Annotated in this window: 12 protein-coding genes; 8 read left to right on the top strand and 4 right to left on the bottom strand. The window is 56.6% G+C overall.

Annotated elements, in window-relative coordinates; translation table 11 throughout:
* Positions 1-20 precede the first annotated feature (20 nt).
* Positions 21-1,187, bottom strand: coding sequence for an amidohydrolase (locus CDUR_RS02745; RefSeq protein WP_006062564.1), 1,167 nt, complete (start codon positions 1,185-1,187; stop codon positions 21-23).
* A gap of 153 nt (positions 1,188-1,340) precedes the next feature.
* On the opposite strand from CDUR_RS02745, the gene CDUR_RS02740 reads away from it, so the two are divergent.
* Positions 1,341-2,909, top strand: coding sequence for a phospho-sugar mutase (locus CDUR_RS02740; protein ID WP_179418896.1), 1,569 nt, complete (start codon positions 1,341-1,343; stop codon positions 2,907-2,909).
* Positions 2,910-2,912: 3 nt separating this feature from the next.
* On the opposite strand, the gene upp is transcribed toward CDUR_RS02740, so the two are convergent.
* Complete coding sequence (upp, locus tag CDUR_RS02735) at positions 2,913-3,548, bottom strand: uracil phosphoribosyltransferase (protein ID WP_040359118.1); 636 nt, start codon at positions 3,546-3,548, stop codon at positions 2,913-2,915.
* 78 nt (positions 3,549-3,626) lie between these two features.
* Here upp and CDUR_RS02730 point away from each other — a divergent pair, with 78 nt between their 5' ends.
* From CDUR_RS02730 to CDUR_RS02720, 3 genes are read left to right on the top strand one after another with little or no spacing between them, the layout of a single operon-like run.
* Positions 3,627-3,911 (top strand): hypothetical protein, encoded by a 285-nt coding sequence (locus CDUR_RS02730; RefSeq protein WP_179418895.1) that lies wholly within the window; start codon positions 3,627-3,629, stop codon positions 3,909-3,911.
* Positions 3,908-4,822: a C40 family peptidase gene (locus tag CDUR_RS02725; RefSeq protein WP_179418894.1), complete on the top strand. Its 915-nt coding sequence runs from the start codon at positions 3,908-3,910 to the stop codon at positions 4,820-4,822. Before CDUR_RS02730 ends, CDUR_RS02725 begins: the two co-directional genes overlap by 4 nt.
* Positions 4,823-4,842: 20 nt before the next feature.
* Complete coding sequence (locus CDUR_RS02720) at positions 4,843-6,066, top strand: SatS C-terminal domain-containing protein (protein WP_179418893.1); 1,224 nt, start codon at positions 4,843-4,845, stop codon at positions 6,064-6,066.
* A gap of 40 nt (positions 6,067-6,106) precedes the next feature.
* On the opposite strand, the gene CDUR_RS02715 is transcribed toward CDUR_RS02720, so the two are convergent.
* Positions 6,107-7,396, bottom strand: a complete 1,290-nt coding sequence (locus CDUR_RS02715) for an adenosine deaminase (RefSeq protein ID WP_179418892.1) — start codon at positions 7,394-7,396, stop codon at positions 6,107-6,109.
* Positions 7,397-7,458: 62 nt separating this feature from the next.
* On the opposite strand from CDUR_RS02715, the gene CDUR_RS02710 reads away from it, so the two are divergent.
* Positions 7,459-8,784: a D-alanyl-D-alanine carboxypeptidase family protein gene (locus tag CDUR_RS02710; RefSeq protein ID WP_233452983.1), complete on the top strand. Its 1,326-nt coding sequence runs from the start codon at positions 7,459-7,461 to the stop codon at positions 8,782-8,784.
* Between the two features lie 16 nt (positions 8,785-8,800).
* Here CDUR_RS02710 and CDUR_RS02705 read toward each other — a convergent pair whose 3' ends face one another.
* Positions 8,801-9,928, bottom strand: a complete 1,128-nt coding sequence (locus CDUR_RS02705; RefSeq protein ID WP_179418891.1) for a YhjD/YihY/BrkB family envelope integrity protein — start codon at positions 9,926-9,928, stop codon at positions 8,801-8,803.
* A 565-nt stretch (positions 9,929-10,493) separates the two neighbouring features.
* Here CDUR_RS02705 and CDUR_RS02700 point away from each other — a divergent pair.
* Genes CDUR_RS02700 through CDUR_RS02690 form a run of 3 tightly spaced genes read left to right on the top strand, consistent with a single transcriptional unit; the run spans position 10,494 to position 13,168 of the window.
* Complete coding sequence (locus tag CDUR_RS02700) at positions 10,494-11,108, top strand: DUF4178 domain-containing protein (protein WP_233452982.1); 615 nt, start codon at positions 10,494-10,496, stop codon at positions 11,106-11,108.
* Between the two features lie 15 nt (positions 11,109-11,123).
* Positions 11,124-11,615, top strand: coding sequence for a DUF2617 family protein (locus CDUR_RS02695; protein ID WP_179418889.1), 492 nt, complete (start codon positions 11,124-11,126; stop codon positions 11,613-11,615).
* Positions 11,612-13,168: a polyamine aminopropyltransferase gene (locus CDUR_RS02690; RefSeq protein ID WP_179418888.1), complete on the top strand. Its 1,557-nt coding sequence runs from the start codon at positions 11,612-11,614 to the stop codon at positions 13,166-13,168. Before CDUR_RS02695 ends, CDUR_RS02690 begins: the two co-directional genes overlap by 4 nt.
* Positions 13,169-13,171: the final 3 nt, after the last annotated feature.

The raw sequence follows: 13,171 nt of genomic DNA, 5'->3' as shown, positions 1-13,171 counted from the left end.
AATGCACACCCCCCTGCTTTTCACTCAGCGCGGGAATACTCCTCCACAACGGATGCAAAAAGCCGAATGCCCACGTTGATGCATCGTTCGTCTATGTACAGGTCAGCCTGGTGAAGGTCTTTCGGCTCGCCCTCCCCCGACCAGCACCCCAATCGGGCCATCGAACCCGCGATATGTTCGAGATACCAGGAGAAATCCTCACCCCCGGATGACTGGGGCGAGTGGACAAGCGCATGCGGGTCAATGGCTCGGGCGGCGTCGGCAAGCAAAGCAGTGGCAACGTCATCATTGACTACAGGGGGTACCCCCTTGATGTAGTCGATGGAGAAGCCGCAGCCGGTGGGGGCGATGATCTGTGCGATGAGTTCTTCCAACAGCGGCTGCACGGTCCGCCATACCCCAATGTCGGCGGTGCGAATGGTTCCGGACACACTGCCAGTTTCTGGAATGGCATTCGGCGCATGGCCTGCGTTGATAGCCCCGAACACCAGCACGGTGCCAGTACGCGGATCCAGCCTGCGGCTGAGCAACGCGGGAAGTTGCGTGACCACGCTGGACAGAGCGTACACAACATCGGTGGTGACTTGTGGCCTGGAGGTATGCCCACCAGGGCCATGCACATGCACATGAATAATGTCCGCAGCCGACGTGATCGCTCCAGTGCGCAGCCCAACCTTGCCAACCCGAAGCTTCGGCTCCGTGTGCAGGGCAAAAATGCTGCTCACATTATTCAACCCGCCCCAGGTGATCACATCTGGCGCGCCACCCTCCATGACTTCCTCCGCCGGTTGGAAAATAAAACGAAGCCCAACGGTGAGCGGATACGTATTCAACGCACACGCCAGCGCCAACACAATCGCGGTATGTACATCGTGCCCACAGGCGTGCATCACCCCAGGGGAGGCGGAGCGAAAAGCCACGGGTGCGGTTTCTTCGATGGGCAACGCATCCAAGTCAGCACGAAAAGCAATACGCGGACCGACACCAGGGCCAATATCCACCATCAGCCCTGTGGTGGGAAACAAGGTTGGAGTCATCCCGTGCTCGCGGAGCACAGTCGTAATGAACTCGGTGGTGTGGCGCTCCTGGTGCGAAAGCTCAGGGTGAGTATGAAAATGCCTCCGCCAACCAATCACTGTCTCGCCATGCGCGGCAAGCCATTCATCAACGTGCTGGCGGATACCCATTAAAAAATGCCCCTTTCCTGGCAAACTCTACTCCCCCGATTCTATAGTTATGCCATGACAGGCCATGCATCACCCCACAACCCACCACGTGATTCAGCACAGACACATGAGCCTCACAACCACACCTGTGGACTTCATTTTGGGACGGCAGGAATGCGCGCTCCCGTCGGCCCCGCCGAAGGCCACATGAACGTGTTGCAGGTGACTCGCATCAGCGCCGGCCTGGCCAGCTGGCTGGCCGCTCACACATCGCAGGAACTGTCACAGGAACGGCAAGACGACCAGTCGCATCCATTGCCCGACAGCGTGTTCAGCAGCGATGTCACGCCATCAGTAGTGATCGGTTACGACGCCCGCTACGGCTCACATATCTTTGCCACCACAACGGCCGAGGTATGTGCGGGTGCCGGTTTTGAAGTCACGCTCCTTCCCGTCCCCTCACCCACGCCACTCGTGCCATGGATGGTGCGCAACAGGGGATTCGATGCCGGCATACAAATCACTGCCTCGCATAACCCGGCACCTGACAACGGGTACAAGATCTACGCTGGCGACGGCGCGCAGATCTCCCGCGTCCACGAACCCAGTATCGAAGCCGCCATAGCAGCCGTGGGCGACCCACTCAACGTCCCACGCGTCACGGTGCGCCCCACCACTGACCAAGTGAGACGCTACATCGACGCTGTGGTCAAACTCGTCGAGCCCAGGCAGGGAGACCTCCTGCGGGTTAACAACGAGCGGGCCGCATTGAGAGTGGCTTACACCGCGCTGCACGGCGTCGGTGGGCGCACTATGAACCAGGCATTACAGGCAGCGGGATTTGCCTTGACCTGGCCGGTGCTGGCGCAGCACTATCCCGACCCCACCTTTCCTACTGTCAGTTTCCCCAACCCAGAGGAAGCACATGCCACCAAGCTGGTCCTAGAGCTTGCCTCCGAACAGGATGCCGATATCATCATCGCGCTCGACCCCGACGCTGATCGATGCGCGATTGGCTACAGAACATCCGATGGTTCGCACCGCATGCTCAGCGGCGACGAACTAGGCGCTTTACTTGCAGTTCGACTCGTGCCCGCAGGTGGACCGACAGGCGATGCTGATCCCCGCCCCATCGTTGCTACCTCTGCCGTATCATCCCAATTGCTTCGCGCGATCGCGGCGGATCACAACTGGGACTATCGTGAAACCCCCACCGGCTTTAAAAACCTCTCACGGGCTGCAGGGCCTGATGAAAAGCTCGCATTCGCCTACGAAGAAGCGAATGGCACATGCCCCGCCCCTGACCTGGTTCAGGATAAAGATGGCATCGCCACAGCACTCATCACGTGTGCATGGGCCGCCGAACTTAAAGCACGCGGCATGACCCTCGCCGACGAGCTTGATCGGTTGTACAAAAGATATGGGTATTTTGTTGGCACCCAGATAGCGGTTCGCACCACCGACCCGAACGCTCTCATCGACGCCCTCTCGGACACTCCTGCCCCCGCAACCCTTGCGGGATGCACGGTCACGCCGTCCACGGTGGTCGACGGTCAGGGGCTTCGTCTCACCGGCTATGATGCCACCACTGGTGTGACTCTCCGTGTGTCCATTCGCGCATCTGGGACCGAAAACAAAGTCAAAATCTATAGTGAGGCGATGCACCCGACCGACCGTGATAAAGCACAATCGGTCTTGGACGCAGCTACGTCAGACATACGACGCTTTGTCGACCGGGTCTGATCCCTAAAGGTCAATATTGCGTGGGCCATAGAGTCGGTCCCCCGCATCACCGAGTCCAGGAACAATGTAGGCATCATCATTAAGCTGCGGGTCAATGGTGGCAGTAACCAGGCGCACCGGCAAACCGGATGCTGCCAGGGCGTCGACACCCGGCTGAGCACTCACCATACAAATGGCGGTGATGTCGGTGGCACCTCGTTCCGCAAGCAGCTGAATGGCGTGCAGCAATGATCCACCTGTCGCAAGCATCGGATCCACCACGAACACCGTCTGCCCCGCAAGTGTCTCAGGGAGCGCCTCAAGATAAGGCACGGGTTCGTGGGTCTGTTCATTACGCGCCAACCCAATAAAACCAACCTGAGCATCAGGAATCATAGACAATGCCGGATCCACCATACCCAAACCAGCCCGGATCACTGGAACAATGATCGGCGGATTCTTCAGCCGTGTGCCCTGAGCTATTCCTACCGGGGTTTTCGTATCGAAATGCTCAACATCCAGGTGTCGTGATGCCTCGTAAATCAGCATGGTGCCAAGGTCAGCCAAGGCGGCCCGGAAAGTAGCATTATCGCTGCGCTCATCGCGCATAAGAGTTAACCGTGATGCAGCAAGCGGATGATCAACAACAGTGATGTGCATAGCTTTTATCGTAGGCATATTCCTCATTGAGTTCTTTAACGAGGGAACCTTGTGGGGGCATTGCCAGTCCAAAGCTGTATGAGCGATCTTGATATTGATATCCCACACGCCCGAAAACTCGTATCAGATTTATTCCATGAAGCATCAGAAAGCCTGCCCGCGCCGTCAGTGTCTTTCCCCGACAGTCCTGGAGTGCGTGATTTTAACCATGCGCTTTCAGCAGCGCTAGAAGCCAGCAGAACCCGCCACCGCCAACTTGTGGATGACATTTCCACTATTGTCGACGCCTCGCTGGCCAGCATCGACAGTATCCTCCATGCGGACTCCGAACTAGGGCACAAGCTAGAGGCGGCACAGCGATGACCATGTTGCAGACCCTCGCTGTACTACGCGACAACACCCCCATGCCCCTCCCACAGGTCGATCTGGGGAAAGTGCCAGATGCCAGCGCCGCCGGACCGCTCGCCAACTACTTTGGTGTGTCCACTCCAACCATCATGGCCGTCGCTACAGCCTTAGACGGCGATATGCAGCGCACAGCAAAAATCGTGGCCGATGCCCTCGCCCCCATCTCAAAAGCCCAGGCAGACATGGTCACGATGGGGGTCAACTACCTTCGTGAAGCGGGCAAGCTTGCCTCGCAGTACCTTACATTCGTTCCCGTAACCATGGCGGCAACCACTGCACAGATAGAAAACCTTTCCCAACAAACCCAGAAAGCAGCGGTGTCCCGCAGCAACCAACTCATACGCGAGCTGGAGCCACTGACCAAACAACTCAACGACCTCGCGGCTGTGAAACCACAACCCAGCAACGTCACCCAGTTTAAAGAACCAAAAACTGCAGACGGTGCGCCACGAGGCGACAAGGGCGACCCGCAACCGCCACAAGCACACATGGAAAAGGCAGGTAACAAAAACGCGCCCAGTGATGCCGGACAAAAAGCAGTCAACGCTGCACTCAGCCAATTAGGAACCCCCTATGTGTGGGGAGGAACCACCCCTGGAGCAGGATTTGACTGCTCAGGGCTCACGCAGTGGGCATGGAGACAAGCCGGGGTAGAGTTGCCAAGGCTCGCCCAAGAACAAAACATTGGTCGCCCTGTCAGCGCTGAGGAACTCATCCCTGGTGATCTTCTTGTCTGGGACGGCCACGTGGCCATGTACAAAGGCGACGGTCAAATCATCGAGGCAGGTGATCCAGTGCAAACCGGCCCATTGCGGACCACCAACTCTGGAATGGCTTTCAAGGGTTACTTCCGACCAACGGGCTAAACCAGCTAGTATCTAGCGTCATGGCACAACAAGGAATTATTCCCGTCAAGCTTTCCCTCACCGACGGTGACTTTTACACCCTCTGGGCACCAAGCTGGAAGGAACACGGCCAGGAATGGCAAGCATTCCTGGGTGGCGACGATAACGTCTACTTCTTCCACTCCCCAGCAGAACTGTTGGCCTTTCTCTCCTCCGATCAGGAGCACGACCTGCAAACACACCCCAAGTGGGGGGCGTTTAATTCACGCGATGCGGCACGGGTCGTGCCCACCTCAAAGGAAACGATGGACCTTGTTGGGGTGCCAGGTTTCCTTGCAGGGCGACCCTCGCATGAGAATGTCTCCGGGGTTGCTCGCAGCTTCGCCGTAGCCCGCAGCCTCGCAGGCGTATGTGCGCTCACCGATGTGGAATCCTTCTTTAACAGCCACAGCATGCTCATGAATGTGCAACGCGGCAGCGAGCATTATGCAGGCGAAGGCGGCATGTCCGAATGGACCTCGGTGGGGCACGCTGTGCTAAACAACTGGGACAAAATTCTTGATTCCCTTGATGACATCGTCTTCGTGCCCGACACCGATGCCGACGCCGTCAATACCGCCCAATCCGACATTGATGCTGCTAACATCGCCGCCGAAAAGCGCCGCGCCGAAGAAGCGGAAGCAGCCAAAAAAGCCGAAGAGGAAGCCGACCCCTACGACGCATCAGTCTGGGGCGAAGCAGGTATTGACCCCATCAAAATCGCCATTGACGGCCGCCTCCTATACTCCCTGCGAACCTACATCAACGGGCAACCAGTATTTTTAGGGCGTTACGGCGAAATCTACACTTTCAACAACAGGCGTAGCCTGGTCCGGTGGCTGGTGGAGCACTCTGATCATGACCTCGCTTCCGTATCGACATGGAGCGACATCATGGAGGCCGCAAACGGCGGCACCCTGGAGGTGCAGGTCCACTCCGATAACGCCTATTCCTTCACTGGCATTGCGGATGATATTGCCAAAGGCCCCCAGGCTGTCGATACGGACCAAATGCGCCAAGCCTATGAACTATTGGCCGACGCCGCAGACTGGGCTGCTGATGATGCCGTCAACTCCATCCTCGTCGCGGACCCAGCGCTGCAGGAGTACATCGCCTACATGCTGGGTGCGACCTCTGGTTATGTTCCGTCAGCACCCTACACCAACGAGGTAGAAGGCTGGAAGCAACTTGAGGAAAGCCTCACCAAACGCTTCAGCAAATTCTGAGTAACAAAACGGTCACCGGGTCACTCTCGGTGACCCACTCTCAGTGACCCAAGTCTTTAGGATCAATCCCCAGTTCTTCCAGCATCTGGGGATCAATCATGGCGAGGGTTTCCTCATCTAGGTGAAGATCCGCCGCGTTGATTCGCTCATGATCGTGGTTAACAGTGTGCCCAGCCTGATGGTCCTGTTCAGCTGCAAACTTGGCGTAGCCGGGAGCAATAAGGGTGTCGTAAATCTCACGGCGCCGCAGAACAGGGAGGAACGCGGCGTCAATAGCCGTGGTGGTGAGTTCAAACAACCCTTCAAGATCGTAACCGAACACGTCGACCAGCACCATCATCTCGTCGGTCATGGTGGTGCCAGAGACGAGGCGATTGTCGGTGTTCACCGTGCAGGCAAAACCAAGCTGATGCAGAAGTGGAAGTGGGTGGTCCGCAATATCATCAACTACCCCGGTCTGTACATTTGAGGTGGGACATAGTTCCAGCACAGTCCCGCGATCACGGATGAAACTGGACATGCGGCCTGGCTGAATCCCCACGTTCTCTGCATCAACGCCGAAGTCCTCGTATACCCGAGCGCCGTGCCCAAGGCGGCATGCCCCCTGGCGCATAGCCGCAGCAATGGACTCCTCACCTGCAGCTTCACCTGCGTGAACGGTGAAGGGCACGAAATTATCACGTAGCAGCGTAAATGCTTCAGCATGCTGGTCAGGGGAAAAACCGTCTTCAGCGCCAGCGATATCAAAAGCAACCACATACGAATCGGGAGAATCCAGGCCACAGTTCTGGACGGTCAACTCTGCAATTTCTTGAGTACGCGCTGCGTGCCGCATACCGCACAGTATGAGGCGAGCGATAATCACATGCCCCTGTTCTTGTGCGGATTGTTCACCTGCCTTACATCCACGAACGGCAGCATCTACAACCTGTTGCAGTGTCAAACCTTGCTCCTGGTGCTGCTCGGGGGCGAAACGCAACTCCGCGTACACCACACCGTCTGCGGCAAGATCTTCTACGGCCTCCCGCGCTACGCGTTCAATAGCGTCTTCTGTTTGCATGACCGCGCAGGTGTGGGCGAATGTCTCTAAATACTGTGGCAGCGAGCCTGAATTCGCAGCATCAAAAAACCATTGACCCAGTTCTTCCGGATCAGTGGTAGGGAGTCCGCTGTACCCTGATGTTGCAGCCAGCTCCACGATGGTGGCTGGACGCAACCCCCCATCAAGGTGGTCATGCAACACAACTTTTGGCAATTGGTGCACAACCTCGCGGGATAGTGACTTGTACTCTGGGTTTATCTCGGGGAGATCATGAGAATGACTCTGCATACCCCACAACACTACCCGGAAATCTACAATCACCTGGTACAAGTCACATACACTAGTTCCCTATGGCAAACCTCTTGTCGGTGTCTTCCTCGCGCACTTCATATCTACTTCGCATGCCTGCCTTTCGTCTGCTTGCCATCACTGCAACTACAGCTGCCGCTTGTTCCTTAGCTGCACCACTGGGGGTGGCGCACGCGCAAACCACATCTACAACCACGCGGGAAGCACCACCCAACACCGATAACTGCCCTCAGGCTTACCAGCCACCGCAGGTAGACTCCAGCTCTGAGTCTCCCAAACCTGGCGTGCCAGCACTGGCACCACTACCCACCGCAGAAACCAAAGCCGGTGGCAACCGCATGTCAGAGTGCGGAATCATCGCAGCTTCGGACTTCACACTTCCCACCGAGGTCAGAGCATCCGCCTGGCTTGTCTACGACCTTGACACCGGCGAAGTTCTCACCGCTAAGGATCCCCACGGGCGTTATCGGCCAGCCAGCATTATCAAGGTCTTGCTCGCAATCGTATCGATCAAAGAGCTTGACCTTCATAAAGAGGTCACCATTTCTCATGAAAGCACTGAGGTCGAAGGATCTGCCGCAGGAATTGGAGATGGAGGCCATTACACTGTGGAACAGCTTCTCTACGGCCTGCTACTGTCCAGCGGAAATGACACCGCCCATGCGCTTGCCCAAGAACTCGGTGGCGATGAAGCAACACTGGACAAGATCAATAAGCTTGCGTTGTCTCTAGGCGCCCAAGACACACGGCCAGCCAGCTACTCGGGATTGGATGCCCCAGGCATGTCCACATCGGCATTCGATCTTGGCCTCATTTACCGGCACGCCTGGAGCATTCCGGAATTTGCGAAAATTGTGTCCACACCGCAGTACGATTTCCCCGGCTGGGGCGATAACCCCGGGTTTCAGATGTGGAACGATAACCAGATGCTGCATGAGGACCCGACCAGTATCGGTGGCAAAACCGGCTTCACTGACGCGGCAAACCACACATATGTGAGCGCCGTCAACCGAAATGGGCACAGGACGGCGGTCATACTCCTTGACGCCACCACCGATGCCGCACCAACCTGGCGGCAAGGCCAGTTGCTTATCGACGCCGCTCTTGCCTCACACCCCAGTAACCTGGGGGTTGTACAGGCACTACCTGGCGCGGCATCTGCTTCCCGTTCATCAGACTCTCATGCGGATTCGACGGAAACCGTCACACCACCTCCAGTAAATTCGGCATCCGAGTCAGGTGGCCAGGACTCAGACCGTGTTGCCACCTGGAAGATCCTCACACCTCTTATTATTGTTGCCGGTCTACTCACCGCAGTGTTGGTGTGGGCAATGGTGCAGCTTCGTCTTCACCGTCGGGACGACTAACCATTCTGGGGATTTTTTAGCGCCGTTGTGTTCGTGTCACGCCCCGCCACATCGCGCTCACGGCGAGACCTAGCGCCGCACCGATACCAAGCATTTTCGCAGAGGTTGCTGGTTCAGGAACCAAAGCCACTTCTTGTCGGATTCGAATGACCGCAGGTTCGGGAGCATCGATGTGAGCAGTCGCGAGTGATTCCTCTGTGGTCGCGGCCCACGCCGAGCAGTACAGCAGGATTTGCCACAGAATGTAGAGCAGCACCATAACGCCAATAACCGGCCCAAATGTGGCTCCGGCGGGGTTGGTGAGCGCGCTACTAAAAAACATCGACCCAACCTGTTTAAACACCTCAAACGCAACCGCCGCGATCATCGCCGCATGGAATGCGGAACGTCGGGGTACCTTGGTTCGTGGAAGATACGCGATCAACCAGAAACAGAGCACAAAGTTAGCTACGACGCCCAGCAGGATCGCAATGACCTTTAACAGCGGCGCAAACGCTAGGCTTTGGTCAATACGCAGGAATGAGAGAACCTGGTGGCTCACTCCCGATGATCCAAGAACAGCTATTGCCGCAGCCAAGGAAAAAATAAAGAATAGCAGCACTAAACCGAGCAGATCCTTGAGCTTCATCATGACGGCGCTTCCCCGAGTGGGGTCAATCTTCCACATCTTGGACACCCCGTACCGCAGGTTATTCATCCATCCAAGCCCCGACCACACCGCAGTAAAGGCACCCAAACCCGCAATGGTGCCGCGCTGTGAAATAGCGACCTCGATGATACTGTTCACCGACTCCCCCATCTCACCATTGACCATGCGGGAGATATGCTGTTGCACTTGCTCAACATAGTCGGGACGCCCCGCCAAGATGAACGCAATCACGGCGAAAGCCAGCATCAAAATGGGGAACATAGACAGCACTGAGAAGTAGGTGATGCCTGCAGAATACTGGCTGCCACCCATCTGGGAGTAACGCTCATTCATCCGCATAATGTGGTCAAACCACGGCCACTTTTGGCGGTAGCGGTCAACAAATCCTGGCTCATCCTGAGTGACACGCTCGATCCCAAAGTCGTCTGTGTCTCGGGGATGCGGGCGAGTTGTCGGGGTCGTACCATTCTCGTTGTTCGAGGTCACGGTGGCCATGTCCTAACGTGGTGTAGGTGTTGTTGCTAGATCGCGGATGACACGTGCGGGCACGTGTTTCATCTAACACTAGCGTGCTGGAAACGGGGTTCAAACTGTTGTTCAGAATCTCGCCTTACACAGTACGCTGGAACAGCAGAGCGCCAGGGTTAGGTGAATCCCCCAAAGAAAGTGTCAAGTTGTGCCACGTCCTAACTGATGCGTGTAGCCAGACTAGCTAAGCTAGCTAGGTCACGCGCACCAGCGGACATGCCCCTCCCTTATTTGCCCCTTCTCACTTGTTCACCCAACCCCAACAAGTCCTCAGTGTAGAGCATTCGCGACCCCGCCGCTAGCCCATGGCAAAACGGGCACATTTTCCACCCCAATTTGGGTAGCCATTCGAACAAAACACACACAGATAGAGCATATTGGCAGCACAAATGACACATCCGGGCATATGGTACGAACATCTAATTTCCCTGCATATACCGCATACAGCCAGCCCACCTGCTTCAGGTGTATATACTGGGGGCCGAAATACTGCAGTGCACTCTATACTTTATAAGGCTAAAACATAATGATCATGACCCTTCTTATTGCCCTTGTTGTGATTATTGGCGCGATTCTGCTGGTTGTTGCAGTATTGGCCATGAGAAACCGTGATCCTTTAGCAGAAATGCGTAATAACGCGGCGTCGGCGCCCGAACGCGATCCTTTTGACGAGGTGACTGGTGCCGCAGAGTTCGGTCCGGACAGGCTCGCTCCTGGAGCGATCATTGTCTATGGTGCCACGGATTATGTGGTCCGCGGCACACTGGTTGTGCAGCAGGGACCGTTTACGTGGTACGAGCATTTACTGGACGGTGGTGATGGCGCAAGCTGGCTGGGCGTTGAGGTTGACGAGGGGCAGCTTGAGCTGGTGTGGTGGACCACCCGTAAGCAGGCGCTTCATCCGCAATCCCCTCTTGATTTTGAGGGCGTCACCTACCATGAAGGTGAGCGTGGGCACGCGCAGTATCGTTCTATCGGCACGACGGGGCTGCCGCAGTCGGGCGAGATGCGGTATATCGACATGGCGGATAGCACCGGCGAGCTTCGTTTAGGTTTTGAGGGCTGGGCAAATGATGATTCGTGGGAAATGTCCACCGGTCGTGTGGTGCTTCCCGGGGAGTTCACCGTCTACCCGGCACCGAAATAGCAGGTAGTAGCGAGGATGCATCGTATTAGCTGCCCAATTAAAGATGTCAGCGCTGCCGATCTGGGGGTGCGGTGGAATGGACCTCTGCCGGAGGTGCTTGCTGAAGATACCGTCATTCATAATTCATACCGGCTACATCTTGGCGTGATCGGCGCGTCGCATGTGGTGACGGTAACCAGCGTATCGGCACCGGACCAGCCGCTTTTTCGGGAGGAAATTTCGTGCACGGCCCGTTCGAAAGGCCAGCCGCTGCCCATGTACGCTGAGCTGCCGGGGTACCGGTTGCAGTCAGCCATCAGCACGCTTGACAACGCCGCGTTCCGCAGCCACGCAGAGCACATCGCAGCGCTCGATACACTGGTGGTTCAATTCCCTGGTGAGGGCGATTTTCACATTACGGCTCTTGGCGGCGCTCCGACCGAGGACGGGTTGGAATGGGCGTCGTATCATGTGTATCCGTCGGAAAACACTATTGTGACGACGTGGAGTAGGTTCAACCTCGCATGACGGACAAGACACCACCCTCACAACCCAGCACGCCCATTTGGCGCTGGTTACTTCTCGTTTCTGTGGCCATTTGCGCAGCATCGGGACTGGTCTATGAATTGGCTTTGTTGACTCTTTCCGCAAGTTTGAATGGCGGCGGCGTGGTGGAGACGTCGTTAATTGTGGCGGGTTATGTGGCGTCGTTGGGCTTGGGAGCGTTGCTGGCCAAGCCTTTTTTGAAGGCACCGGCGCAGACTTTTCTCGTGGTTGAGGCGTTGTTGGGCGTGGTTGGCGGGGCGTCGGCACTAGCACTGTATATTGTGTTCGCCACCGTAGGACAGTCGCTGGTGGCGTTGGTGATTTCAACGTTGGCGATTGGTGTGCTGGTGGGAGCTGAATTGCCGTTGCTGATGACCTTAATCCAGCAGGGCAAGATGACCGATGCCCGTGGGAGCGGTTCATTACTGGCCACCCTGAATTTTGCCGATTATGTGGGGGCGTTGGTGGGCGGGCTTGCGTGGCCGTTTGTGCTACTCCCCTGGCTGGGCATGGTGCGTGGGACGCTTGCTGCTGGCATGGTCAATATTGCTGCGGCGCTCTTTATCGCTGCAGTGCTATTGCGGCGCTCCATGCCCCGTGTGCATGTGTTTGTCACCATTACGGCGCTGGCGACATCGGGGGTGGTGTTGGTGAGCACATTGGTGTTAAGTTCATCAATTTTGCATAGCGCGAAGCAGCGACTTTATCGTGATCCTATTGTGTATAGTCACCAATCTGATTACCAGGATATTGTGGTGACAATTCAGGGCAAAGACCACCGTTTATACCTCAATGGCGGGCTACAATATTCCAGCCGCGATGAATACCGCTACACAGAATCCCTCGTATACCCAGCCATATCCGAAAAAACTAAGAATGTCCTGGTCATTGGCGGCGGTGACGGACTCGCAGCCCGCGAACTCATCGGCATGGATATTCATGTGACTCAGGTTGAACTGGATCCTGAGGTGGTACACGTGGCAAATACAATTCTGCGCCAAGATAATGGCGGTTCTATGGAGGATCCCCGCGTCCATATCATTAACACGGATGCATTCACATGGCTGCGGGAAGGTGGCGACGGCACGCTTTTCGATGCCGTGATTATTGACCTCCCCGACCCCGACAACAGCATTCTTGCCCGCCTGTATTCGGAGGAGTTTTACGTCTTAGCCAGAAAGCAGCTCGCCCCAGAGGGACGGATGGTGGTTCAAGCCTCCAGTGCCTATTCCACTCCCGATGTGTTCTGGCGGGTACAGTCCACGTTGAAAGCCGCCGGTTGCCCGAGCGTCATTCCGTATCACGTACATGTACCAACATTTGGCGATTGGGGCTACGCATTGTGCGCGCCTGAAGGCACGCGGTTAGAAGTCCCCGAACGTGCACCACAGTTACGGTATGCCTCCACAGAGGTGTTGCAGGCCGCTGGGGTATTTGGGCGGGATAACCAGCCGCGCGACCTACCAGCGTCAACGCTTGATCGACCGTATATTGTGGACGATCTCCGACGCGGCTACCGGCAGGCCGGAGACTAGCTA

Source organism: Corynebacterium durum (assembly GCF_030408675.1).
In the GTDB taxonomy this organism is placed as follows: Bacteria; Actinomycetota; Actinomycetes; order Mycobacteriales; family Mycobacteriaceae; genus Corynebacterium; species Corynebacterium durum.
This window is presented reverse-complemented; position numbering and strand designations above follow the sequence as displayed.